This window comes from Mycobacterium sp. P4_H6 (assembly GCF_056400845.1).
The window spans coordinates 57,174-77,958 of sequence record NZ_JBFUKN010000024.1 but is presented as its reverse complement, the minus strand read 5'-3'; the positions used below and the strand labels follow the sequence as shown (position 1 = coordinate 77,958).

The 20,785-nt window shown below is 67.1% G+C and carries 26 protein-coding genes; 13 read left to right on the top strand and 13 right to left on the bottom strand.

Translation table 11 applies throughout. The annotated features are described in order from the left end of the window. Together AC1DTF_RS12730 and AC1DTF_RS12725 are read right to left on the bottom strand one after the other, a co-directional pair. The coding region (locus AC1DTF_RS12730; RefSeq protein ID WP_477474285.1) for an SDR family NAD(P)-dependent oxidoreductase at window positions 1–636 on the bottom strand (636 nt) is incomplete at its 3' end. After that, window positions 629–2,071 (bottom strand): APC family permease, encoded by a 1,443-nt coding sequence (locus AC1DTF_RS12725; protein ID WP_477474284.1) that lies wholly within the window; start codon window positions 2,069–2,071, stop codon window positions 629–631. The genes AC1DTF_RS12725 and AC1DTF_RS12730, both read right to left, overlap by 8 nt. A 141-nt stretch (window positions 2,072–2,212) precedes the next feature. On the opposite strand from AC1DTF_RS12725, the gene AC1DTF_RS12720 reads away from it, so the two are divergent. The 7 genes from AC1DTF_RS12720 (at window position 2,213) to AC1DTF_RS12690 (ending at window position 7,488) form a co-directional block, all read left to right on the top strand. Next, entirely contained in the window at window positions 2,213–3,586 is a 1,374-nt protein-coding gene (locus AC1DTF_RS12720) for a PucR family transcriptional regulator (protein WP_057170053.1), read from the top strand. Between the two features lie 23 nt (window positions 3,587–3,609). Continuing rightward, window positions 3,610–4,545, top strand: coding sequence for a daunorubicin/doxorubicin resistance ABC transporter ATP-binding protein DrrA (locus tag AC1DTF_RS12715; RefSeq protein WP_057170054.1), 936 nt, complete (start codon window positions 3,610–3,612; stop codon window positions 4,543–4,545). Continuing rightward, a complete protein-coding gene (locus AC1DTF_RS12710; protein ID WP_057170055.1) occupies window positions 4,542–5,279 on the top strand; it encodes an ABC transporter permease in 738 nt (245 codons plus the stop codon). The genes AC1DTF_RS12715 and AC1DTF_RS12710 overlap by 4 nt, the downstream gene beginning before the upstream one ends. Next, a complete protein-coding gene (locus AC1DTF_RS12705; protein ID WP_057170056.1) occupies window positions 5,276–6,040 on the top strand; it encodes an ABC transporter permease in 765 nt (254 codons plus the stop codon). Before AC1DTF_RS12710 ends, AC1DTF_RS12705 begins: the two co-directional genes overlap by 4 nt. Before the next feature lie 19 nt (window positions 6,041–6,059). Continuing rightward, the gene (locus tag AC1DTF_RS12700) at window positions 6,060–6,431 is read left to right on the top strand and encodes a glyoxalase superfamily protein (protein WP_057170057.1); all 372 of its coding nucleotides are present in this window, start codon (window positions 6,060–6,062) and stop codon (window positions 6,429–6,431) included. A 3-nt stretch (window positions 6,432–6,434) separates the two neighbouring features. Further along, window positions 6,435–7,007 (top strand): TetR/AcrR family transcriptional regulator, encoded by a 573-nt coding sequence (locus tag AC1DTF_RS12695; RefSeq protein ID WP_057170058.1) that lies wholly within the window; start codon window positions 6,435–6,437, stop codon window positions 7,005–7,007. A 208-nt stretch (window positions 7,008–7,215) separates the two neighbouring features. Beyond that, window positions 7,216–7,488 carry a hypothetical protein gene (locus AC1DTF_RS12690; RefSeq protein WP_156409384.1) on the top strand — a complete coding sequence of 91 codons (273 nt, stop codon included), beginning with the start codon at window positions 7,216–7,218 and terminating at the stop codon, window positions 7,486–7,488. A 54-nt stretch (window positions 7,489–7,542) separates the two neighbouring features. Here the strand turns inward: AC1DTF_RS12690 and AC1DTF_RS12685 are convergent, their stop codons facing one another. Genes AC1DTF_RS12685 through AC1DTF_RS12670 form a run of 4 tightly spaced genes read right to left on the bottom strand, consistent with a single transcriptional unit; the run spans window position 7,543 to window position 11,673 of the window. Further along, on the bottom strand, window positions 7,543–7,983 hold the full coding sequence (locus AC1DTF_RS12685; protein WP_057170660.1) for a DUF5078 domain-containing protein: 441 nt from the start codon (window positions 7,981–7,983) through the stop codon (window positions 7,543–7,545). Between the two features lie 14 nt (window positions 7,984–7,997). Further along, on the bottom strand, window positions 7,998–8,327 hold the full coding sequence (locus tag AC1DTF_RS12680; protein WP_057170060.1) for a DUF732 domain-containing protein: 330 nt from the start codon (window positions 8,325–8,327) through the stop codon (window positions 7,998–8,000). A 14-nt stretch (window positions 8,328–8,341) separates the two neighbouring features. Continuing rightward, window positions 8,342–11,248, bottom strand: coding sequence for an MMPL/RND family transporter (locus AC1DTF_RS12675; RefSeq protein WP_477474283.1), 2,907 nt, complete (start codon window positions 11,246–11,248; stop codon window positions 8,342–8,344). After that, on the bottom strand, window positions 11,245–11,673 hold the full coding sequence (locus AC1DTF_RS12670) for an MmpS family transport accessory protein (protein WP_057170062.1): 429 nt from the start codon (window positions 11,671–11,673) through the stop codon (window positions 11,245–11,247). The genes AC1DTF_RS12675 and AC1DTF_RS12670 overlap by 4 nt, the downstream gene beginning before the upstream one ends. A 196-nt stretch (window positions 11,674–11,869) precedes the next feature. Between AC1DTF_RS12670 and AC1DTF_RS12665 the strand changes: the two genes are divergently transcribed. After that, the gene (locus AC1DTF_RS12665; protein WP_057170063.1) at window positions 11,870–12,481 is read left to right on the top strand and encodes a TetR/AcrR family transcriptional regulator; all 612 of its coding nucleotides are present in this window, start codon (window positions 11,870–11,872) and stop codon (window positions 12,479–12,481) included. Here the strand turns inward: AC1DTF_RS12665 and AC1DTF_RS12660 are convergent. Genes AC1DTF_RS12660 through AC1DTF_RS12650 form a run of 3 tightly spaced genes read right to left on the bottom strand, consistent with a single transcriptional unit; the run spans window position 12,419 to window position 14,294 of the window. After that, window positions 12,419–12,727, bottom strand: a complete 309-nt coding sequence (locus AC1DTF_RS12660; RefSeq protein WP_057170064.1) for a DUF3349 domain-containing protein — start codon at window positions 12,725–12,727, stop codon at window positions 12,419–12,421. The two genes, AC1DTF_RS12665 and AC1DTF_RS12660, sit on opposite strands and share 63 nt — an antisense overlap. A 10-nt stretch (window positions 12,728–12,737) precedes the next feature. Beyond that, entirely contained in the window at window positions 12,738–13,022 is a 285-nt protein-coding gene (locus tag AC1DTF_RS12655; protein ID WP_477474282.1) for a hypothetical protein, read from the bottom strand. A 24-nt stretch (window positions 13,023–13,046) separates the two neighbouring features. Continuing rightward, window positions 13,047–14,294: an inorganic phosphate transporter gene (locus tag AC1DTF_RS12650; RefSeq protein ID WP_477474281.1), complete on the bottom strand. Its 1,248-nt coding sequence runs from the start codon at window positions 14,292–14,294 to the stop codon at window positions 13,047–13,049. 183 nt (window positions 14,295–14,477) lie between these two features. On the opposite strand from AC1DTF_RS12650, the gene AC1DTF_RS12645 reads away from it, so the two are divergent. Genes AC1DTF_RS12645 through AC1DTF_RS12635 form a run of 3 tightly spaced genes read left to right on the top strand, consistent with a single transcriptional unit; the run spans window position 14,478 to window position 16,557 of the window. Further along, window positions 14,478–14,795 carry a DUF3349 domain-containing protein gene (locus tag AC1DTF_RS12645; RefSeq protein WP_057170067.1) on the top strand — a complete coding sequence of 106 codons (318 nt, stop codon included), beginning with the start codon at window positions 14,478–14,480 and terminating at the stop codon, window positions 14,793–14,795. A 41-nt stretch (window positions 14,796–14,836) separates the two neighbouring features. Continuing rightward, window positions 14,837–15,925, top strand: a complete 1,089-nt coding sequence (gene menE, locus AC1DTF_RS12640) for an o-succinylbenzoate--CoA ligase (protein ID WP_477474290.1) — start codon at window positions 14,837–14,839, stop codon at window positions 15,923–15,925. After that, on the top strand, window positions 15,925–16,557 hold the full coding sequence (locus AC1DTF_RS12635) for a pyridoxamine 5'-phosphate oxidase family protein (RefSeq protein WP_057170069.1): 633 nt from the start codon (window positions 15,925–15,927) through the stop codon (window positions 16,555–16,557). The genes menE and AC1DTF_RS12635 overlap by 1 nt, the downstream gene beginning before the upstream one ends. A gap of 19 nt (window positions 16,558–16,576) precedes the next feature. Here AC1DTF_RS12635 and AC1DTF_RS12630 read toward each other — a convergent pair whose 3' ends face one another. The 3 genes from AC1DTF_RS12630 to AC1DTF_RS12620 are packed head-to-tail and all read right to left on the bottom strand — an operon-like array spanning window position 16,577 to window position 18,406. Continuing rightward, a complete protein-coding gene (locus AC1DTF_RS12630; protein WP_200962286.1) occupies window positions 16,577–17,398 on the bottom strand; it encodes a GNAT family N-acetyltransferase in 822 nt (273 codons plus the stop codon). 23 nt (window positions 17,399–17,421) lie between these two features. Further along, window positions 17,422–17,745, bottom strand: a complete 324-nt coding sequence (locus tag AC1DTF_RS12625) for a branched-chain amino acid transporter permease (RefSeq protein WP_057170661.1) — start codon at window positions 17,743–17,745, stop codon at window positions 17,422–17,424. Further along, the gene (locus AC1DTF_RS12620; protein ID WP_057170071.1) at window positions 17,738–18,406 is read right to left on the bottom strand and encodes an AzlC family ABC transporter permease; all 669 of its coding nucleotides are present in this window, start codon (window positions 18,404–18,406) and stop codon (window positions 17,738–17,740) included. Before AC1DTF_RS12620 ends, AC1DTF_RS12625 begins: the two co-directional genes overlap by 8 nt. A 43-nt stretch (window positions 18,407–18,449) precedes the next feature. Here AC1DTF_RS12620 and phoU point away from each other — a divergent pair, with 43 nt between their 5' ends. Then, window positions 18,450–19,112 (top strand): phosphate signaling complex protein PhoU, encoded by a 663-nt coding sequence (phoU, locus tag AC1DTF_RS12615; protein WP_477474280.1) that lies wholly within the window; start codon window positions 18,450–18,452, stop codon window positions 19,110–19,112. Between the two features lie 166 nt (window positions 19,113–19,278). Next, window positions 19,279–19,959, top strand: coding sequence for a cutinase family protein (locus tag AC1DTF_RS12610; protein ID WP_477474279.1), 681 nt, complete (start codon window positions 19,279–19,281; stop codon window positions 19,957–19,959). Here AC1DTF_RS12610 and AC1DTF_RS12605 read toward each other — a convergent pair. Further along, window positions 19,939–20,769, bottom strand: a complete 831-nt coding sequence (locus tag AC1DTF_RS12605; protein WP_057170074.1) for an adenylate/guanylate cyclase domain-containing protein — start codon at window positions 20,767–20,769, stop codon at window positions 19,939–19,941. The two genes, AC1DTF_RS12610 and AC1DTF_RS12605, sit on opposite strands and share 21 nt — an antisense overlap. Window positions 20,770–20,785: the final 16 nt, after the last annotated feature.

The following is a 20,785-nucleotide window of genomic DNA, read 5'->3' as shown; positions in this document are numbered from 1 at the left end:
GTATTCGACACAGCGTGCCACCTCGGCCGGCATGGTCAGTCTGCGCAGCGGCAGCGTCGACAGATATTCCTCGGCGCGCCATGGAGAATCATCGCTGAGCAGCGGCGTGTCGGTGGGGCCGGGTGCGACGGCGTTGACGCGCACGCCGGCACCGGCGACCTCGGCGGCCAGGCTGCGGACCAGCCCGAGGATCGCCCCCTTGGCCGCGACGTAATGCGCTTCCCGGTCCCCGCCACCGACGGCGAGTTCACTGGCCACCGCGACCACCGCACCCGAGCCCGCGGCCAGCATGTCGGGCAGGCAGGCACGTGTCGCGTTGAACAGGCCGCCCAGGTGCACCCGAAGCATCCGACGCCAGGACTGAGCGTCGATCCGATCCACCAGCGCCATCTCGTAATAGCCCGCCGAGGTCACCAGCGCGCTCACCGGGCCCAACCGGTCGCGGATCTCGGCGATCGCGTCGGCGACGGCTGCGCCGTCGGAGACATCCACGGCCACAGCATGATCCGCTTCGGCGCCGGGCGCGAGGTCCAGTGCGCCGATCCGGTAGCCGCGACGGCGCAGGCTCTGCGCGCAGGCCGCGCCGATACCACTGGCGGCGCCGGTGACGACCGCTACCGGGCCGGTATCAGGCACGAGTCGCGTCCTCTTCGACGACGCCGTCCTCGATCACCGTGGCCTCGACGATGCGTGAGCGCACGGTGGCCAGGATCGCCGTCCCGAGCACCAGCAGCACGGCGATGCCGATCCAGACCGACCAATCCAGGTAGCGCTGCTCGAAAGCCACTCGCGGCCAGGCGATGTTGAGGAACTGCAGCACCGCCCACACTACGGCCACCACAGCGACCGGCAGGGTGGCCCGGCCCAGGGAGAAGCTGGCCGGCGTCCAGGCCCGGCGCACCAGCACCACCAGGAACCCGATCAGCGGGAACAGGAAGGCCAGGTAGAAACCACCCGCGGTGAAGTTGACCATCAGCGAATAGATGTCGCCGGCAACGATGCTCAGCAGGAACAGTGCCGCGCCGACCACCGTGGTGACCAGGATGGCCACCACCGGGATGCGGGCCGGGCCGCGCAGCCGGGCCAGCGCACCGGCGGCGGGCAGGCCGCCGTCGCGTGCGTAGGCCCAGATGACCCGGGAGGCCGAGGTCTGCAGCGCCAGGAAGCTGGCCAGGAAGCCGATCACGAACATCACCTCGACCGGCCGCGCGACGCCGTGACCCAGTGCGGTGGTGAGGGTTTCGTACACCGGGTCCGCGACGGCACCCTCGGCGACCGCATCCAGATCCGGGATGGCCAGGATGATCGCCAGGCTGGAGTAGRCCACCACCACGAAGATGAACGCCAGCGAGAACAGCACCGCCTTGGGCAGGTACCGGCGTGGTTCGTGCACCTCCTCGGCGATGGATCCCGCGCTCTCGAAGCCGACGAAGGACCAACCGATGAAGGCGACCGCCAGCATGAAGGGCCCGGTCAGGTAGGCCAGGGTGTCGGTGTCGGCGCCGCCGCCGGAGAAGAGCACCGACAGCGAGTTCTGCCGGTGGAACAGCAGCAGCCAGGTGCCCAGCACCACCGAACCGATGACCTCGGCGATGATGCTGCCGATCATGAAGATCTTCAGCGCCTGCCGGCCGGCCAGGTTGACCGCGGTGCCCGCCAGCAGGATCACCAGGGCGATGAACGCCAGCGTCGTCCCCGAGGGCTCCTCGATCCCGAAGATGTTGGCGGCGAATCCGGCCGCACCGAGCGCGACCGTCGCCATCGCGATCACCAGCGTCCACATGTACGCCCAGCCGGCGAACCAGCCGTAGGTGGTGCCCAGCAACCGGCGCGACCACTGGTAGATGGAACCCTCCAGCGGCCAGCGCGACACCAGCATCGCGAAGACCAGCGCAACCAGGAACTGGCCGGCGAACACCAGCGTGAAGCCCCACCAGAAGCTGGGGCCGGCTGCGGACAGGGCCAGGCCGAAGATGCCGTACAGCGCGACGATCGGCGAGATGAACGCGAAGGCGAACGCGAACGCCGACCAGAGTGAGAACTCGCGGCGCAGTACCTGTGGCTCGGTCATGGACGAACTATCACGCGCCCGCCACGGGACCGCCATCGTTCGCGGCGAAGACGCTGCGAATCCACCGCCACCCCGTCGTTGCATTGTGGGATCGCACAACGAATTGGGCCGAACAGATGACGCCGACGTTACGATCGACCGATGACCGAGCCTGGGACCGACCAGGACGGCGTCGCCCCGACGTTCCGTGACCTGCTGGAACGGGCCGGCCTCGGCCTGGACGCTGTCCACCTCGATACCGGACAGCTCGCCACGCCGATCACCTGGTCGCACACCACCGAATTGCACGATCCCTCGCGGTATCTGCGTGGCGGGGAGCTGGTGTGCACGGTCGGCATCAGCCTGCAGACCCCCGCCGACTGCGACACCTTCGTCGACGCGCTGTCCCGGGCCGGGGCGGCCGGCGTCTGCTTCGGCATCGGCGATGTGCACGACGCCACCCCGCAGGCCCTGATCGACGCCTGCGCCCGGGCCGGCCTGCCGCTGCTGATCGCACCGCCATCGGTACCGTTTTCCACCGTCAGCCGCTATATCGCCGACTTCCAGTTCGGCGGTGCGGTCGCCACCGCGCGGGCCACCAATGCGCTGGTGCCCGAATTGCTGTCCTCCCAGCGGCGGCGCGAATCGGTGCGCCAGCTGCTGGACCGGGCCGGACAGGTGCTGGGCTGCTACTTCCTGCTCGAACCGCCCGGGCAGGCCGCCGACGCCGCGGTGTCGGTGCCGGTCGACGGAATGGGCACCGTGGTGTGGGTCGGTCGCGGCGACCCGCCGGAGGGCGCCGTCATGGAGGTCATCGCGCGTTTCGTCGCGGCAGCCCAGGGTGAACGCGATATCGAGGCGGCGCTGGCCCGCGAGCGCGTCGGGCAGCTGCTGTCACTGGTGGAGCGCCGGATGCTGCTCCCGGATGCGCTGAATCAGCTGCTGGACTGGCCGGGTCTGGCGGGCCGGGAGATCGACTGTTCGGCCTGGCCGGCCGGCGCCGGGGCATTGTTGTCGATGGCGTTCCCCGACGCCCTGGTCGCCGACGCCCCCGAGGTCTGTCTGGTGCTGAGCACGGGTGCGGACCGGCTGGCCGAGATCGCCGCCGATCTGTCGCTGCCTTCGGGTCATGCGGCGGCCGGACCGCTGACCGAACTGGGCGCCTCGATCAGTCAGGCCCGCATCGCGCTGGATCTGGCCCGCCAGCGCGGCGGCAGCATCGGACCCGATCAGCTGAGCACGTTCGGCAGCCTGCTGGAGGGCCTGCCGTCGAGCAGGCTGGCCCCGTTCAAACAACAGCTGATCGACCCGCTCGAAGAGCTCGACCGCGATCGCGGCACCCAGCACGTGCGCACCCTGCGGGTGTTCCTTGCGGCCAACGGATCGCTCATCGACACCGCCCGCGAGCTGTTCCTGCACAGCAATACCGTGCGGCACCGGCTGGCCCGCATCGGCCAGATCACCGGCCGCAATCCGCTCGACTTCGAGGATCAGGCGGCGTTCACGATCGGGCTGCGGGCAGCAGATCGACTTTAGGTTAGGCATGCCATACTCGGCCGGTGCCGGAGTATGCGATCGAGCTGGACGACATCACCAAGCAGTACGGGGACAAACAGGCCCTGAGCGGCGTGACGTTCCGGATGCCCGCGGGCACCCTGCTCGGAGTGCTCGGCCCCAACGGCGCGGGCAAGACCACCACCATCAACGTGCTGTCCACGCTGATCCGGCCGACCTCCGGATCGGCGAAGGTGGCCGGCTTCGACGTCGTCACGCAGGCCGCCCAGGTCCGCAGGAGCATCGGACTCACCGGCCAGTACGCCGCGATCGACGAGATGCTGACGGGCCGGGAGAACCTGGTGCTGTTCGGCGAACTCAACGGACTCCCCCGGACGCAGGCCCGCGCCCGGGCCGACGAACTGCTCGAGGCGTTCAGCCTGACCGACGCCGCCGGGCGACGGGTCGGCACCTACTCCGGCGGGATGCGCCGCCGCGCCGACATTGCCTGCGGGCTGGTCGCCGAGCCCGCCGTGGTGTTCCTGGACGAGCCCACCACCGGGCTGGACCCGCGTAGCCGCCGCGAGGTCTGGGACCTGGTGAGCTCACTGACCGGTCGCGGCACCAGCGTGCTGCTGACCACCCAGTACCTCGACGAGGCGGATGCGCTGTCGGATTCCATCGTCGTGATCGATCACGGCAGGGTGATCGCCGAAGGCACCGCCGACGAGCTGAAGGAACGTGTCGGCGGCAGTTTCTGCCAGGTGACGCCGGTGCACACCGCCGACGGGCCGCGGATCGCCGACGCCCTGGCCGGACTCGGGGAGGTCAGCACGGACCCGGATACCGGTGCACTGTCCATCCCGGCTCCGGGTGGCCTGAGCACGCTCAGCGAGGTGTTCCGCCGRCTGGAGGCCCTCGACATCGAGGTCGGTGACATCGCGCTGCGCAAACCGTCGCTGGACGAGGTGTTCTTCACCCTGACGGCCCCGGCACCATGACCGCACTGGGCGCGCTGACCCGGCGGTCGGTGCTGGGCACCCTGCGGGGCGGTGATCTGGTGTTCGCCGTCGGCGGGCCGATCGCGTTCTTCGTGTGCTTCGACATCACCCTGCGCAATGTCATCGACACCGGCACCATGAGCTACGCGCAGTACATCTTGCCGGTCATCGTGGTGCAGGCGATGATCTTCACCGCCATGACCACCGCGGACCGGGCGGCGCGAGACAACTTGAGCGGCATGGGTATTCGGATGCGCTCGCTGCCCATCACCGCACTGGCACCGGTGACCGCACGGATGCTCTCGGCGCTGGTGCGCGCGGGCGCGGCGCTCGTCGGCGCCCTCACCATCGGGTATCTGTTCGGCTTCCGGTTCTCCGGCGGTGTCGCCGCGGTGGCGGTCTTCGTCGGACTCGCGCTGCTGCTGTCGCTGGCGTTGTCGCTGGGCGCGGATGCACTGGGATCACTGGCCGGCAGCACCGAGGAGGCCGGTCAGACCCTGCTGATCCCGCAGCTGCTGCTGGTGATGCTGTCCACCGGAATCGCTCCGGCAGAAGCGTTCCCGTCCTGGCTGGGACCGTTCGTGCGGCACCAGCCGGTGTCGGTGATCGCCGAGACGCTGCGCGGGCTGGCGGTCGGCGAGTACCGCCACCTCCCGCTCAGCCTGGCCTGGTGTGTCGGGCTACTGGTGCTGTTCGGCGCGATCGCGGTCCGGATGCAGAGGAGGGCGTCATGACCCTGGTCCGGCAGAGTCGCCTGCAGGCCCGGCGGCTACTGCTGGGCTGGCGGCGCGCACCGGTGGTGCTGATCCAGTCGCTGATCTTCCCCACCTTCCTGCTGATCGTCTACAAGCAGGTCATCGGCGAGTCGGTATTGCACCTGACCGGCGGCAACAGCCTGTATGGCCTGGTGCCGATGTGCGCGATCGCCGGGGCTCTGTTCGGCGCGATGGGCACCGGCGCGGCCATCCCGGACGAACGCGAATCCGGACTGCTCAGCAGGCTGTGGGCGTTGCCGGTGCACCGCGCCAGCGCGCTCACCGGAAGACTGCTCGCCGAGGGCGCCCGGGCCTTCATCGGCACCCTGGTGATCACCGCGGTCGGCGTGGCGATGGGCCTGCGCTTCAGCCAAGGCCGGCCGGCCGCAATCGCTTTCGTGCTGATCCCGGTCTTCATGGTGATCGGGTTCGCTGCCGTCATCGTGGCCGTCGCCGTGCAGTCGAACGGTAAGAACATCATCACCGGCCTGTCCACGGTGTGTTTCCTGCTGTTGTTCTTCAACTCCGGCATGGTGCCCGTCGACGTGTTCCCGGACTGGCTCGAACCCGTGGTGCGAGCCCAGCCGATGTCCCCGGCGATCGAGGCGATGCGCGGACTGGCGGCCGGCGGGCCGATCCTGTGGCCGGTAGCGCAGTCCGCGGCGTGGGTCATCGGGTTGCTGGCGGTGTTCGGGCCCATCGCGGTGCGCGGCTACCGTGTCGCGGCCGAATCCTCCTGACCCGTGATAAACACGACATATGGAGATCCTGGCCAGCCGGATGCTGATACGGCCGGCCGACTACCCGAAGTCCGTCGCGTTCTACCGTGACCTGATCGGGCTGGCCATCGCGCGCGAATACGGCGGTGGCACCGTCTTTTACGCCGGGCAGTCGCTGATCGAGCTGGCCGGCCACGGTGAGCCCTCGGCGGGCGGGACGCTGTGGCTGCAGGTCCGTGATGTGTATGCCGCGCAGACCGAGCTGACCGGGCGTGGCGTGCCGATCGCCAGGGCCGCCGCCGAAGAGCCGTGGGGCCTGCACGAGATGCACATCATCGATCCCGATGGCGTCACCCTGATCTTCGTCCAGGTTCCCGACACGCATCCGCTGCGCCGCGACACCAGGGACTAGGGCGTGGCCAAATCCGTTCTGGGGCGCGGCACCGCCCGTGCCCGCGTGCTGGAGGCCGCGCTCGCGCAGTTCGCCGAGCACGGCGTCAGCGGCACCACGCTGCAGATGATCGCCGACAGCATCGGGGTGGGCAAGGCCTCGGTCTACTACCAGTTCCACTCCAAAGAGGAAATCGTGGCGGCCGCGGCCCAGCCGATGTTCGACGACATGGCGCGCGTGGTGACGATCGCCGAAGCGGTGCCCGATCCCGAGACCCGGCGCGAGATCACCATCAGCGGGTTCATCGAGTTCAGCGTCCGGCACCGCCGGCTGGCCGCGGTGCTCGCCGGCGACCCGGTGCTGGAGAGCCTCGTGCAGTCCCGCGAGGATCTCACCGATATCGTCGACCGCTTCACGAACCTGCTGCTCGGCGGCGGTCACGGCCCGGCAGGCCGGGTCGTCATCTCGATGGTCACCAACGGTATCTACGCCGCCGTCACCGACAAGTCGCTGGACGATGTCAGCGACGAGGATCTGCACCGGACACTTTTGGAGGCGGCGCAGCAGTTGACGCGCACCGCGTCGTTCTTCGACTGACACGGCAACAGTGCCGGTCGGGTGGAAAGAAATTTCCGGAACCGGGAATTGTTAGCAAGGCGAACGAGTTGTCGGGAATGGGTGCCGGTATTCGGCATCCGAGCACGACTATTGCTCCAGCTAACGACACCGAAAGCCGGCCGTCCGCCCACGTCACGACCCATATGRCGAACGGGCTTCGGTGGTCGATGAGAAGAAAGCAGAGACCATGCGCACCATCACGTCGACCATCGCGACCGTCGTCGCCGTATCGGGAGCTGCCATCGGATTCGCCGGCGCAGCGGCTGCCGCGCCCGGCGGTCCGGCGTCGGTGACCGAAACCGTGAACCAGCTCCGCTCGCAGGGATTCAACGTGCAGCTGAACGGCACGCGCGGCGGACCGCTGACGAACTGCTCGATCGACGGACTTCGTCACACCTCCGAAAAACCAGGGTCGACCGTATACGTCGATCTGTCCTGTCCGTTCGAATACGAGTACTGACATCCCCTCGAGGCCGGCCGGGTACGCACCACGCCGGCCGACCCTCATCGGGGACTACCAGGTCCAGACGCCGGGATCGGCGGGCGGATAGGTCGCGCAGTTCTTGGTGCCGTGCGCCACGACACCCTTGTTGTTGAAGAACAACTTGGCCCAGTTCGGCCAGTTCCAGGCCAGCTGTTCGTAGAACGCGTTGGTGGCGGTCTCCTCGGAGTACTGGCGCCGGCCCGCATAGTCCATGGAGAAGAACCAGGTGATGCGATCCCGGGCCCACCGCTGTACGTCGGGTGACTTGTTGTTGTAGTCGATCATGTAACGCTCGTAGTAAACCGGATTGGTGTCGCGGACCGCGGCCATGTACTGGTCCACAGTGCAGGTGGTCTTGAGCATGTTGCTCGGGATCGGATACTCGTCGGTGGCGTCGGCGGCGGCGATGCCCGGCGTGGCCAGCAGTGCCGCGACGGCACCTGCGGCGGCGATGAATCGGTTGCGGCGCATCATGTTCGGTCCTTTCAACGTCGGTCGGCGGCGCGTTGCAACGCGGCAGACTGATCCGGGCAGTAGACGGGCACGGCGGCGGCGACGAACTGCCACGCCTGCTCGGTGGTGGCGTCCCTGTTCAGCTGGTCATGGACGAATTTCGCCGACGCGAAGGCATCTTCGTCCAGGCCGTTGTGCAGACGTTTGCACATCAGCTTGCCGATCCAGGCGTTGAAGTCCTTCTGCCCGTAGATGCCGTAGGTGTGCAACTGGTCGGCGAAGGCCTCGTCACGGTCGGCGTGCGCCACCGGTGCGGTCACGACGGCCAGCACCGCGACACACCCGGCCATGGCCGACTTCATCCTCGAAAACCTCATCACACCAACACATCCTGTGGTCGACGCTGGAGCGGCGGCCAGGCTTGCGGTTTCGGCCGCTGGCGCACCTGTTGGGGCCACCAGAACCACTTGCCGAGCAGGGCGGCGATGGACGGTGTCATGAACGAGCGGATCACCAGGGTGTCGAACAGCAGACCCAGACCGATCGTGGTACCGACCTGACCCATGATCGTCAGATCGCTGACGGCCATCACCATCATGGTGAAGGCGAACACCATGCCTGCCGCGGTGACGGTGGAACCGCTGCCACCCATGGCCCGGATCATGCCGGTGTTCAGCCCCGCATGTATTTCTTCCTTCATGCGGGAGACCACCAGCAGGTTGTAGTCCGCGCCCACCGCAAGCAGGATGATCACCGCCATCGGTAGCACCATCCAGTGCAGCTCGATTCCGAGCAGGTGCTGCCAGAGCAGCACCGAGACACCGAAGGACGCACCCAGCGAAAGCACCACCGTGCCAACGATCACCGCCGCGGCGACGATCGCCCTGGTGAGGATGAGCATGATCAGGAAGATCAGACCGATCGCGGCGATCCCGGCGATGATCAGGTCGTACTGCGTGCCGTCGGCCATGTCCTTGAAGGTGGATGCGGTACCGCCCATGTAGATCGTCGAGCCCTCCAGCGGGGTGCCCTTGATGGCGTTCTTGGCCGCGGTCTTGACCGGGTCGATCCGCTCGATGCCCTCGGCGGACATCGGATCGCCCTCATGGTTGATCATGAATCGCACCGCGTGCCCGTCCGGCGACAGGAACTGCTCCAATCCCTTTGCGAAATCGGGATTGTCGAACGCCTCGGCCGGCAGATAGAACGAGTCGTCGTTCATCGCGTCGTTGAAGGCCTTGCCCATCTCGGTCGACGTCTCCGACATGATGCGCTGCTGCTCCTRCATACCCTGCTGGGTCTGCTGCATGGTCTGCATCATCTCTTTCATGTTGACCATGGTCTGCTTCATCTCGGGCATGATCGCAATCATCTGCGGCATCAGTTCGTTGAGCCGATGCATCTGCGGCATCATCTCGTTCATGTTGGTGGTCATCACATCGATGCCGTCGAGCACGTCGAAGACCGACCGGATGGACCAGCACATCGGGATGTTGTAGCAATGCGGTTCCCAGTAGAGGTAGTTGCGCATCGGCCGGAAGAAGTCGTCGAAATTGGCGATGCTGTCCCGCATGTCCTCGATGTCACCGACCATGAGGTCCATCGACGACACCATCTTGGACGTGGTGTCGGCCATCTCCTCGGTGATCGTCTGCATCTTGTCCATGCTTGCGATGGTCCGGTCCATGTCCGCCACCTGATTGGTCATGTCGGCGGTGCGGTCCTGGTTGTACTTCTCGTTCAACCGCTGCAGCGTGCTGTTCTGACTGATCATGTAGGGGATCGAGGTGTTCTCGATCGGCGTGCCGTCTGGCCGGGTGATGGTCTGCACCCGGCCGATACCGTCGACCTGGAAGATGGCCTTGGCGATCTTCTCGATGACCAGGAAGTCGGCCGGGTTCCGCAGATCCCGGTCACTCTCGATCATCAGGATCTCCGGGTTCAGCCGGGCCGGCGAGAAATGCCGTTCGGCCGCGGCATAACCCTGGTTTGCGCTGATGTCATCGGGTAGGTACAGCCGGTCGTTGTAGCTGGTCTTGTAACCCGGCAGCGCCAGCAGACCGATCAACGAGACGGCGATCGAGGAAATCAGGATCGCACCGGGCCAGCGCACCACCGCGGCACCGACCTTCCGCCAACCCCGTACGCGCCCGGAACGTTTGGGATCCAGGAAACGCGCGCCCACGGTGACCATGGCCGGCCCGAAGGTCATGGCCGTGACGATCAGCACCAGCATCCCGACTGCCAGTGGCACACCGAGGGTCTGAAAGTACGGCAACCGGGTGAAACTCAGGCAGAAGGTGGCGCTTGCGATGGTCAGACCGGAGCCGACGATCACGTGCGCCGTTCCACCGAACATGGTGTAGTACGCCTGTTCTCGATCCTCGCCGGCGCTCCTGGCCTCCTGATATCGGCCGATGAGGAAGATCGCGTAGTCCACCGATATCGCGATGGCGAGCGTGACCAGCAGACCGGTGGCAAACGTCGAGAGACCGATGATGTCGTAATAGCCGAGCGCGGCCACCGCGCCTCGCACGGTCAGTAGGCTGACCGCGACCATCACGATCATCATCACCATCGTCATGAGCGAGCGGTAGATGATGAGCAACATGGTGATGATGACCACGAAGGTCAACGCCTCGATCAACCGCATACTGCCGTGGCTGGCCTCGGTCTGCTCGGCCGTCATCGCTGCGGAGCCGGTGACGAAGACCTCGACCCCCGGGGGCGCCGCCACGCTGTGCACGATGTCCTTAACGGCTTCGATGGACTCCAGCGACAGCGCCTCGCCCTGGTTGCCGGCCAGGTTTGCCGAGACGTAGACGGCCTTGCCGTCCCCGCTCTGCACACCGGATGCGGTAAGCGGATCGCTCCACAAGTCTTGAACGTGCTCAACGTGTTTGGTGTCCGCGCGCAGCTTTTCGATCAGCTCCGAGTAGTAGCGACGAGAATCGTCACCGAGCTTGTCCTTGCCCTCCAGCACAATCATCACCGAGCTGTTGGACTCGTATTCGTCGAAGACGCGGCCGATGTGCTCGGTGGCGATGACGGCCGGCGCCTCTTTCGGGCTCATCGAGACCGACCGCATCTCACCGACCGCCTCCAGCTGCGGGACGGCAACGTTCAGTAGGACCGCAATGGCGATCCAGCCGAGGATGAAGGGGATGGCCAACTTTCGGAACAGCCGCGCGATCCTGCCGAAATGGGCGGTTTCGTGTGCAGCGGGCACGACGGCGATGGGCCCGGTGGTCGCATCCGCACTGTGCGCGCCGTGCGCGCTCATGCCGACTTCACGATGCAGAAGGTCTGGACGTTGGTGCCGCTGATGCTGCGCTCGTCCTTGGTCTCACCATCGACGAGCACCCGACAACCCAGGAAGCTGGTCTTGCCCTGGGCGACAATGTTGGCCGCGGCCGAGGGTTCGGTCGTCTGCAGCGTGATCGACCACGGCAAAATCGCACCATCGACGCGCTGCGGTTCGCCCTGCAGGTCCACGTAGTTCACATCCACTGCCGCCCCTTCCGGGCCAAAGATTTCGTAGGTCACCACTTTTGGATCGAACGGCTCAGGGTCGTTGGCGAACTCGATCGGCGTGACGAGTGGCGGGTCGGATGCGAACATGCCGCGAACGCGGTCCACTGTGAAGCCGGCTACCCCGACCACCACGACGATCACCAGGGGCAGCCAAGCCCGTTTGAGCAGTTGCATGTCCGCTTTCCTCCTGCAGTGACGCGCCGGTTGGCTGGTCCGATGAACCCCTCAGCCATCGATGGCACTCAAGTTATACAATCGGCTTACTTCATACAAGCCAGACGGCTAAGTGGTACTCATCACAGCGAGTAACAATGGCTAGCCATAAGGACGATATGGGCATGTTTGAGTGCCGCAGTAGAGGAAGGGCTCCGTGGTCAGAGCACGTGGGGCAGCACGCGAGCGCGTGGTCGAGGTGGCCGTCGAACTGTTCGCCGAACACGGCGTGCAGGACACATCACTGCAGATGATCGCCGACCGGATCGGCGTCGGCAAAGCCGCCGTCTACTACCAGTTCCCGTCCAAGGACGAGATCGTGCTGGCGGTGCTACGGCCGGTGTTCGACGATCTCGCACACCTGATCGAACATGCGGAATCGTTACCGCACAACGACTCTCAACGCGCGGTGGCCATCGAAGGACTGATCGATCTGATGATCCGGCAGCGCAACGCGTCGTTCCCGTTCCGGCGGGACCGCTACATCGATCATCTGGTCGCGCGGCACCCGGAGCTGGAGGACATCGCCGACAGGTTCCATGCCCTGCTGCTGGGCCCCGATCACGATGACGCGACGCGGGTCTCGCTCACGGTGGCGATCACCGGGATCTACTACTGCGCAACCGATTCGATGCTGAACGATATCCCCGCACCACAGCTGCGCACGCTACTGCTCGGCTATTTCAAGCGGTGCGTGGTGCCCGCCTCAGCGAGCCGGTGCCGCCAGCGGCCAGCCCACCGAGGCAAGCCGCGACGCAACCTGGTGTAGCTCTTCGGGATTGGGCTCCTTGGCGATGATCAGCTCAATGGCACCGCTGATCTCGGCCTCGGTGACGGGCTTGTCACCATCGCTGGACCGCAGCACCGACTGAGCCGCCTTGACGACCTCTTCCTCGGTGAGCGAGCGCTTCAACAGCGCCAGCAGCGCGAAGTAGTCCGTGCGCGGCACGCCTTCGGGGTAACCCTCGTGCAGCCAGCCCAGCACGTTGTCCAGCACCGTCTTGTTCTCAGTCATCGGGGTTCACTCACTTCTTGGGGAGGAAGGGGAAGAGGTCGACGCCGGTGTGGTGGATGATCGTCGCGCGGGTGATCCAGAGCACCGCGGTCAGGATCACCCAGCCGACGAACACGAACGCCGCGATGCCGAGGAACTTGAATGCGGGGTTGGGGGCCGTCGCGGCGCCGTCCGTGCCGTCGCCACCGTCGCCACGGGCGTAGGCCACCAGACCGAGCGCGAACACGGCGGRCAGACCCGCACCGAGCAACAGTCCGATACCGAGCACCTTCACGATGCTCTCCAGGTAAGCCATGTGAGTTCCTTAACTAGTGCCGGGTCAGACCGAGGCGGTGGGCTTGTGGTCCGTGGTGGCCTCGCGCAGCTCGGCCGGGACCACCGAATTGGTCGACGAATCCCAGTCGGCGTTGACATTGCTGCTGTCGACCTTCTGCTGCTGGGCGCGCCACCACATGAAGCCGGAGAGGCCGACCAGGATGAGGAAGATCAGTCCGTCGCCGGCCAGCGCCGAATCGAACACCGACTTCACGCCGTCGGACAGCCAGTAGGACAGCGCGCCGACCAGACCGGCGGCGGGCAGCGTGACCAGCCAGGCGACGGCCATCCGGCCCGCGACCGCCCAGCGCACCTCGGCGCCGGGCTTACCGACACCGCTGCCCAGGATCGACCCGGTGGCCACATGGGTGGTCGACAGCGCCATACCGGCGGCGCTGGAGCTCAGAATGATGGCGGCCGAGGAGGCTTCGGCGGCGAAACCCTGGGGTGACTCGATTTCCACCAGGCCCTTACCCAGGGTGCGGATCACCCGCCAGCCGCCGAGGTAGGTGCCCAGGCCGATGGCGACCGCACAGCTGAAGATGATCCAGAACGGCAGTCCCTGCTCCTTGACGTCACCGGTCAGGTGCCCGGTGGTGATGAGGGCGAGCGCGATGACACCCATGGTCTTCTGCGCGTCGTTGGTGCCGTGCGCCAGCGCGACCAGCGAGGCCGTCGCGATCTGCCCCCAGCGGAAGCCCTCACGGCGCTGCTTCTCGGCGACCTTGCGGGTGAGCCGGTAGACCACCCAGGTGCCACAGGCGGCGACCAGCCCGGCGATGACGGGTGCGGCGACCGCGGGGATCAGCACCTTCTGGGTGACTCCGGACCAGTTGACGCCTGCGGTGCCCAGCGCGGCCAGGCCGGCGCCGATCAGCCCGCCGAAGAGCGCGTGCGAGGAGCTGGACGGGATGCCGAACAGCCAGGTGAGCAGGTTCCACAGGATGCCGCCGATGAGACCGGCGAAGATGATGGTCAGGCCCGTCGAGGCATCGATGCCCGGAAGCAGCGAGCCGGTCTTGGAGTCCTGCACCTTGAGCACCGAGGTGGTGACCGTGACGGCGACCTCCACCGAGAGGAAGGCGCCCACCAGGTTCAGCACGCCCGCCAGCAGCACCGCGGTCTTGGGCTTGAGCGCCCCGGTCGCGATGGACGTGGCCATGGCGTTGCCGGTGTCGTGGAAGCCATTGGTGAAGTCGAATGCCAGTGCTGTGGCTATCAGCAACACCAGGATGATCAGCTCTGCGCTCATGCCGCAATTCTGAGACATCTCACAGCTTTTCGCGTAATTTCATCGAACTCGGGAGTCGCCCCCCACCTGCAGGTTTGGACGAAAAGCCAAACTTGTTCACCAATCGTTCATGAACCGGCTGCCCGGCGTTGGAAATCGGCGGTCAGATCGGCACATGTGACACCCATCTGGCAGTCTGGCGCGGTGAACGCTTTCCTGGCCAGGATTGCCGCCTGGTTGACGGCCGGTTACCCGGAGGGGGTACCCGGACCGGACCGGGTACCGCTGATGGCCCTGCTCACCCGGCGGCTGTCCAACGACGAAGTCTCGACCGTCGCCCAGGATCTGATGAACCGGGGCGAGTTCGACCACATCGACATCGGGGTGCTGATCACCCAGACCACCGACGGGCTCCCCCGAGACGATGACATCGAACGGGTCCGGGCCCGACTGGCCGCCCAGGGCTGGCCGCTCGACGACCCGAGGGAGCAGGATCCGGAGGACCCGGCATCGCAGTCCTGAACACCCTCGCCGTCGGCACCGGCGCCGCGGCACTGGCCATCCTGCCGGAGCTGGAGGCCGCACTCGGCGGGGCCGGGGCGCGCCTGCCGGTACCGGCCGCCGACGCCCGGCAGCGCGACCTGCTGACCGCCACGCTGCGCGCCGGCGAACCCATCGCCGACGAGATCGCGGTGGTGGTGTCCACTTCGGGTACCACCGGAATCCCCAAGGGTGCCCTGCTGTCCGCGGCGGCGCTCACCGCAAGTGCCACCGCGACCCACCGGCGCCTCGGCGGCGCCGGTCGCTGGCTGCTGGCGCTGCCCGCCTATCACGTGGCCGGCCTGCAGGTCCTGGTACGCAGTGTCCTCGGGGGCAGCACGCCCGTCGCGCTGGACGCGAGTTTTGCACCCGCCGACCTGGTGTCCGCGGTGGCCGCGCTGGGAACCGGACGGCGCTACACCTCGCTGGTCTCCAACCAGCTCGACAAGGCGCTGTCGGACCCGGCCGCTGCCGCGGCGCTGGCCGAACTCGATGCCGTGCTCATCGGCGGTGGCCCGATGCCGGCCGGTGTGCGCGAAAAGGCCAGTGCGGCAGGGGTTCGCGTGGTCCGGACCTACGGGATGAGCGAAACCTGCGGGGGCTGCGTGTACGACGGTGTGCCGCTGGACGGGGTGACAGTTCGCCTCGACGACGGACGAGTGTCACTCGGCGGGCCGATGCTGGCATCCGGGTACCGGAACCCGGCCGAGCCGGACCCGTTCGCCGAGCCTGGCTKGTTTCGCACCGATGACCTTGGCGCGGTGGATGATTCGGGAGTCCTGAGCATTTTGGGCCGCGCCGATGACGCGGTGAGCACCGGCGGGCTGACAGTGCTGCCCCAGCTGGTGGAGCACGCCCTGGCAGGCCATCCCGCGGTGGCCGAGTGCGCGGTCTTCGGGGTACCCGATGYCCGCCTCGGCCAGCGCGTCGCCGCAGCGATCGTGCTCGCGGCCGGGCAGCGCGAACCCACGCTCGACGAACTGCGGGCCCATGTCGGCAAGACCCTTGATCCCACCGCCGCGCCGCGGCAGCTGCACGTCGTCGATGAACTCCCCCGGCGCGGCATCGGCAAGCTGGACAGGCGGGCACTGATCCAGAAATTCGGGGCATGATGGACCGGGTGAGCACCGAACCAGTCGAAATCACGTCGGTCGATGCACTGCGGGAGATCGTCGGACATCCGGTACCCGCCGTGGCCAACAAGGTGGGCGACCGCCTGCTCGACGTACACCGGCAATGGGTGTCGAACTCGCCGCTGTGTTTCGTGGCCACCACCGACACCGAGGGCCGGGTGGACGTCTCCCCCAAGGGGGACCCGCCCGGATTCGTCCACATCATCGATGACACCACCATCGCCATCCCGGAGCGCCCCGGCAACAAGCGGGTGGACGGTTATCTCAACGTGCTGACCAATCCGCACGTCGGCACCATCTTCGTCATACCGGGCCGCGGGGACACCGTGCGCATCAACGGGCGGGCCCGAATCCTCTCCGACGCTGCCTATTTCGATGACCTCGCGGTGAAGGGCAAGCGTCCCATCCTGGCGCTGGAGCTGCACATCGACGAGGTGTTCTTCCACTGCTCGAAGGCGTTCCTGCGCTCCAACGCGTGGAAACCGGAAACCTGGACGCCGGATTCGGTGCCGAGCACCGCCGTGCTGGCCAAGTCCTTCAAGGCCGAGCAGAGCCTGGAAGAGCTGGAGGCCTACTACAGCGAAGAGAACTACCGCACGCTGCTCTACTGAACTGCGGGCTTCTACTGAACTACTGATCGCCCTTGACGAAAACCGCACGGGTGTAGAGCAGATGGAAGCCGCGTCGCTGCACGTTGCGCTGGGACTGCGACCCCGGCGCCGTGGTGACCACGGCGATATCGGCACCGACCTGCACGGCATCGCGCAGGCGTGCGGTGAGCAGTGCGCCCTGCACGCCGCGGCGCCGGTGGCGCGGTGCCGTCGCCGCGCCGGTCAGCTGGGCCACGCCATCGGTGACCCGCATGCTGCCGCCGCCGGCGACATCCCCGTCGACCACCGCCACATACGGCGTGACACCGGCTGCGGCGAAATCCCGCTCGGCGCGGTCCACCACGTCACGCGGAAATTCCTCGGGACTGGGCACCCCTTCCCCGTCCGGATGGGCGAACCCCTCCACCACCACGTCGACCCACGCGTCGAGTTCATCCTCCCGGGCGGGGCGCACCTCGATCCCGGCGGGTACCTCCTCGAGGGTGTCGCCGAGTGCGCGGCCGAGCACATCCTCGAAGGCCACCGCCCGGTAGCCGCGGCCGCCGAGCAGTTCGGCGATCCGGGGATCCGCGAGCGTGCTCAGTTCGACCGGGGTCGGCGACCCGTGATCGGTGTAGGCCCGCTCGACCGCGGCGATATCCGCCTCGCGGGGCACGCCCGCGAATCCCAGTCCCACCACCTTGTTGAAGGGTGCGCCCCGCTCGGCGAAGGCCGCCACCCCACCGGCCAGCGGTAGCGCGAATCCGTCGGTGCCGCGGCGGGTGGCCGCGTCGACGGCCGCGCCGATGAGGGCGGCTTCGGCGTGCTCGATGCGTCGGCCCAACTCGGTGCCGCAGAACAGGATGCTCACGGCCGGACACTCTGTCACCACAGCGACATCAGCGCCACATAAATTCCGGTGCCGACGAAGATGGACAGCAGCGCGTGCCGCCGCCACACCTGCAGACCGGCTGTCACCAGCACCGCGATGACCAGCCAGAGTTGTTGGCGCCCAGCCGCTTCGGGGACATCTCGGACGGTGTACAGCGCCAGCATGACCATCACCCCCAGCGGCATGTGCAGGCTCAGGTACCGGACCACCGCGCTGTGCCGCATGGGTGCCAGCACCGCGAACGGCAGTGCCCGCAGCGCCCAGGTGACCGCGGCGCTGACCGCGACCAGGACCGCGATGTGCCCGGTGTCAGGCATCTGCATTCCGGTGCCCGGCCACGAACCGGGCCAGCAGCAGGACGGTGAACGCCGCGAACGCCCACACCAACAACTGCCCCGGCGCCAGCAGCCAGGCCAGCACTGCGCACCCCACCGCCATCAGCGCGGTGAGCCGGTCCGGGTGTTGGCGGTAGGCGTCGATCGCCAGCACGATGAACAGGGCGGTGAGCGCGAATTCCAGGCCGTGCAGCCGCTCGATCGGCAGTGCTGCGCCGAGCAGGCCGCCCGCGCCGGCCGACACCGTCCAGGTCAGGTGCAGACCCGCCTGCATGCCCAGGATCTGGCGCGAGGTCCACGCGCCGGCGTCGGGACTGACGCCCACCGCGAAGGCCTCATCGGAAATCACATAGGTGCTGTAGAGCTTGCCGGGCAGACCGCGAACCCGGTGCAGCGGAAAGGACAACGCGTAGAAGACGTGCCGCGAGTTGACGATCAATGTCGTCAGCGCGACCGTGGCGATCGGCGCTCCGGCGGCGGCCAGACCGACCATCAGGAACTCCAGCGAACCGGCGTAGATCACCGCCGCGAACACCGGCGCCCACCACCACGCCAGGCCGGCGTGCACCACCAGGAAGCCCAGCGCCATGCCCAGCGGGAGAAAGGCCAGGCCGATCGGGGCTGTCAGTCGAAGAACGGACACCTGGACAGTTTGGCAGCCTCGTAAACGGGTAAACCGGCACACCATGAGGACCGAATTTCACGCTCAACTCGACCGGCTCACCGCCGAGCTCGGAGAGATGTGTGGAATCGCGGCGGCCACCGCCGCCGATGCCACCGTCGCCGTCGTCGACAGCGACGCCGCCGCGGCGCGACGCGTGCGCAGCCAACTGAGCCATCTCGATGAGCTCAACGAACAGGTGGACCAGCGGGCCTTCTCGTTGTTGGCGCGGCACGCTCCGGTGGCCCATGACCTTCGGCTCGTCATGACGGCGTTCGGCATCGCGGCGAACGCCGACCGGATGGGTGCCTTGGCCACCAATATCGCCGGTATCGGCACCCGCGCGCGCACCGGTGTCGCGGTGCCGGCGACGACCCTGGGCTTGTTCGCCGATATGGGGCGCCACGCCGTCGACCTCGCCGAGCGGGCCCAGCGCGCGGTGATCGCCGGCGATACCGTCGAGGCCGCCCGCATCCAGCAGGGCGATGCCGCGATGAACGACCTGAACCGCGAACTGCTGAGCACCGTGTTGAACGAACGGTGGTCCGACGGAGTGGCCGCGGCCACCGATGTGGCACTGCTCGGCCGTTTCTACGAACGTTTCGCCGATCACGCCGTGGATATTGCGCGGAAGGTGATTTTCCAGGCATCCGGAAAAACCCCGGAAGTCGGCCAAATACCGATCTGATCAGGCGCTTTGTGGCCATTCGCCAATATTCACCAAGGTCACAGAATTGGCACAGATGTTAATAGAGTGAATATTGTGAATAATGATGGGCATTGAAGGGGGCACGTAGCCGACCGGAAACAGTCGAGGAGAACAAGTAATGGCCGCCCGAAGATTGGCCGTGCTCATGACAGCGGGGCTCGCAATCGCCCTGGGCCCGCTGACCGCACCGACCGCCGCGGCGGCGCCGGAATGCTCCGATATCGAGGTCGTGTTCGCGCGCGGCACCGACGAGCCGCCCGGTATCGGCAAGGTCGGCAAGTCCTTCGTCGAGACGCTGCGCCCCATGGTCAAGGGCAAGTCCATCAGCACCTACGCGGTCAAGTACCCGGCAACCTGGGACTTCATGAAGGCCGCGGTCGGGGCCAACGACATGAGCAAGCGGATCCAGACCATCGTCACGCAATGCCCGAAGACCAAGATCGTCCTCGGTGGCTACTCGCAGGGCGCCGCGGTGGTCGACGTCGTGGCGACGGCGCCCATCGCCGGCCTCGGCTACACCGCACCGCTGCCCGCAGCCGCCGTCCCGCACATCACCTCGGTGGTGGTGTTCGGCAATCCGTCGGCGCGCATCGGTAACCCGCTGACCCGGATGAGCACGACCTTCGGGCCGCGCACCGCGGATCTGTGCGCACCCGCCGACCCCATCTGCTCGCTGGGCCGCGACTGGGACGCCCACGTCCTGTATCCGGAGTCCGGCCTGGTCAAGCTGGGTGCGGAGTGGACAGCCAAGCTGATCAAGGCGGCGGACAAGAAGCCCGAGACCACCAAACCCGCTCAGGGCACGTCAGCGTCCACGCCAGGTTGATCCGTCCACCGGGTACAGCAGGTGGGTGCCGCGCAGTCCCTTGAGTTCGACCTCGCGCGGAGCACCGAGCCGGATGTCGTCGAGTCCGTCGACGGCCTGGCCGACCGGCGCGCTGACCAGGATCTCACCGCCGTCGGCCTGACCGGCGACCCGGGCCGCCATCGCGACGTCGAGGCCGAACAGGTCCTCGCCGCGGCGGACCGAGGTGCCCATGTGCACCCCGATGCGCACCTTGATGGACTCCCAGCGCTGCGGGTTCTCCTCCAGCGCGCACTGCACGTCCGAACTGCAGCGCACCGCGTTCTCGGGGTCGGCGAAGGCCATCATGAAACCGTCGCCCTGGTTCTTCACCACGTGTCCGCCGTGCTTGCCGACCAACGATTCGATCAACTTGTTGTGCTTCTGCAGCACCCGCACCCACGCCCGGTCACCCATCGACTCGTTGAATTCGGTGGAGCCTTCGATATCGGAGAACACGATGACCACCCGGCCGTCGGCGGTCAGCCTGGCCAGGTCTGGGCGTTCGATCTGGGCCCAGCCCGCGAGGTCTTCGATCGAGTTGCGCACGGTGGCGCCGAAACCCTTGTTGATCAGCATGTCGGCGGTCTGGAAGACCGTCTTGAGCGCCAGCGGGGCGACACCGCGGCGCCGCCGCCGTCGGTGATCGTCCTGTTCGGCCAGCAGCCGGGTGAGCTCGCGACGGACGCTGCCCAGCTGGCGGCGCGCGACGATGAACAGCACCAGGAAGGTGATGAGTCCCGCGAGTAGTAACCCGGCGGCGCCGAGCAGGAGGAGTTCGGTGCCGGCCACCCGCCGATTATGACCG

What these genes read in the sequence shown, in the direction of transcription:
- AC1DTF_RS12670 (WP_057170062.1), bottom strand. Translation starts at nt 11,673, where the DNA reads ATGCAACTGCTCAAACGGGCTTGGCTGCCCCTGGTGATCGTCGTGGTG.
- AC1DTF_RS12700 (WP_057170057.1), top strand. Translation starts at nt 6,060, where the DNA reads ATGGAGATCCTGGCCAGCCGGATGCTGATACGGCCGGCCGACTACCCG.
- AC1DTF_RS12685 (WP_057170660.1), bottom strand. Translation starts at nt 7,983, where the DNA reads ATGCGCCGCAACCGATTCATCGCCGCCGCAGGTGCCGTCGCGGCACTG.
- AC1DTF_RS12610 (WP_477474279.1), top strand. Translation starts at nt 19,279, where the DNA reads ATGACAGCGGGGCTCGCAATCGCCCTGGGCCCGCTGACCGCACCGACC.
- AC1DTF_RS12650 (WP_477474281.1), bottom strand. Translation starts at nt 14,294, where the DNA reads ATGAGCGCAGAGCTGATCATCCTGGTGTTGCTGATAGCCACAGCACTG.
- AC1DTF_RS12635 (WP_057170069.1), top strand. Translation starts at nt 15,925, where the DNA reads ATGGACCGGGTGAGCACCGAACCAGTCGAAATCACGTCGGTCGATGCA.
- AC1DTF_RS12660 (WP_057170064.1), bottom strand. Translation starts at nt 12,727, where the DNA reads ATGACTGAGAACAAGACGGTGCTGGACAACGTGCTGGGCTGGCTGCAC.
- AC1DTF_RS12625 (WP_057170661.1), bottom strand. Translation starts at nt 17,745, where the DNA reads ATGCCTGACACCGGGCACATCGCGGTCCTGGTCGCGGTCAGCGCCGCG.
- AC1DTF_RS12705 (WP_057170056.1), top strand. Translation starts at nt 5,276, where the DNA reads ATGACCCTGGTCCGGCAGAGTCGCCTGCAGGCCCGGCGGCTACTGCTG.
- phoU (WP_477474280.1), top strand. Translation starts at nt 18,450, where the DNA reads ATGAGGACCGAATTTCACGCTCAACTCGACCGGCTCACCGCCGAGCTC.
- AC1DTF_RS12680 (WP_057170060.1), bottom strand. Translation starts at nt 8,327, where the DNA reads ATGAAGTCGGCCATGGCCGGGTGTGTCGCGGTGCTGGCCGTCGTGACC.
- AC1DTF_RS12710 (WP_057170055.1), top strand. Translation starts at nt 4,542, where the DNA reads ATGACCGCACTGGGCGCGCTGACCCGGCGGTCGGTGCTGGGCACCCTG.
- AC1DTF_RS12720 (WP_057170053.1), top strand. Translation starts at nt 2,213, where the DNA reads ATGACCGAGCCTGGGACCGACCAGGACGGCGTCGCCCCGACGTTCCGT.
- AC1DTF_RS12690 (WP_156409384.1), top strand. Translation starts at nt 7,216, where the DNA reads ATGCGCACCATCACGTCGACCATCGCGACCGTCGTCGCCGTATCGGGA.